Below are 934 nucleotides of genomic sequence, written 5' to 3'. Positions count from 1 at the left end.
CCGATGTCGCCGACGTAGACCTCGCCGTCGCCGGCGGGGGCCAGCGCCTCGATGTCGCGGGCATCGCCCTGCCAGCGCGTGACACCGACGGTGTCGCCCGTGGCGGGGTCGACCGTGAAGATCCGGTTGCTGTCGCCCGAGTCGTTGACGGTCACCACCAGGTCGTCACGCGCGACCAGTCCGCTCGACTCGACGATGGCGGGATCGGTGTAGCTGAACACGACGGTCCCCGGCACGGGCTCGCTCGCCGCGCCCGGCGTCAGGAAGCCGATGCCGAAGGGCACGGGCAGCAGGAGGAGCAGCAACTTCTCCATGCGGGTCAGCCCTCGTGCGCGGGGCCGTGCCCGAGCAGCTCGCCGAGGCGCGGCTGGATCGCCCAGGTGGCCACCAGGTCGTCGTACTCCTCGACGGCGGAGCCCTTGCTCTTCGCATCGCCCGTGCGGATCGCCCGCAGCAGGGTGTTGCGCGGGGTGTGCTGGCTGTCGACGAACTCCATCACGTCGACCCGGTAGCCGTGCTGGCGCAGCAGCAGCGACCGCAGCGCGTCGGTGAGGGTGTCGGCGAACCGTTCGCGCAGGATGCCGTCGCGGACCAAGGCGGAGTACGGCGCCGGGGCGGGCGTACGACGGAGCTGGGCCGCGATGTCGTGGTGGCAGCAGGGTGCGGCGAGCACGAGCGGCGCCTGCCAGGCGACGGCCCGCGCGAGGGCGTCGTCGGTGGCGTTGTCGCAGGCATGCAGCGCGAGCACGACATCGGGCGGCGTCATGAGCTCCACGTCCCCGATGGTGCCGGCGACGAACTCCGCGTCGATGCCGAGCCTGGCGGCGACCGACGCGTTGTGGTCGCGGGACTGTTCCTTCACGTCGACGCCGGTCAACCGGACCGGCAGGCCGCTGCGGCCCGACAGCATGCGGTGCGCGGCGAAGGTGAGGTA

Annotated in this window: 1 protein-coding gene and 1 pseudogene; both read right to left on the bottom strand. The window is 72.3% G+C overall.

Annotated elements, in window-relative coordinates; all coding sequences use genetic code 11:
* Positions 1-314 (bottom strand): annotated as a pseudogene (locus tag ACOADB_RS13790) (hypothetical protein); the annotation flags it as partial.
* A gap of 5 nt (positions 315-319) precedes the next feature.
* Positions 320-934 (bottom strand): class I SAM-dependent methyltransferase (locus ACOADB_RS13785; RefSeq protein WP_378599536.1); only part of this gene is annotated, 615 nt, incomplete at its 5' end.

It is taken from the genome of Nocardioides sp. CPCC 206348 (assembly GCF_048654705.1).
Lineage (GTDB): Bacteria > Actinomycetota > Actinomycetes > Propionibacteriales > Nocardioidaceae > Nocardioides.
This window is presented reverse-complemented; position numbering and strand designations above follow the sequence as displayed.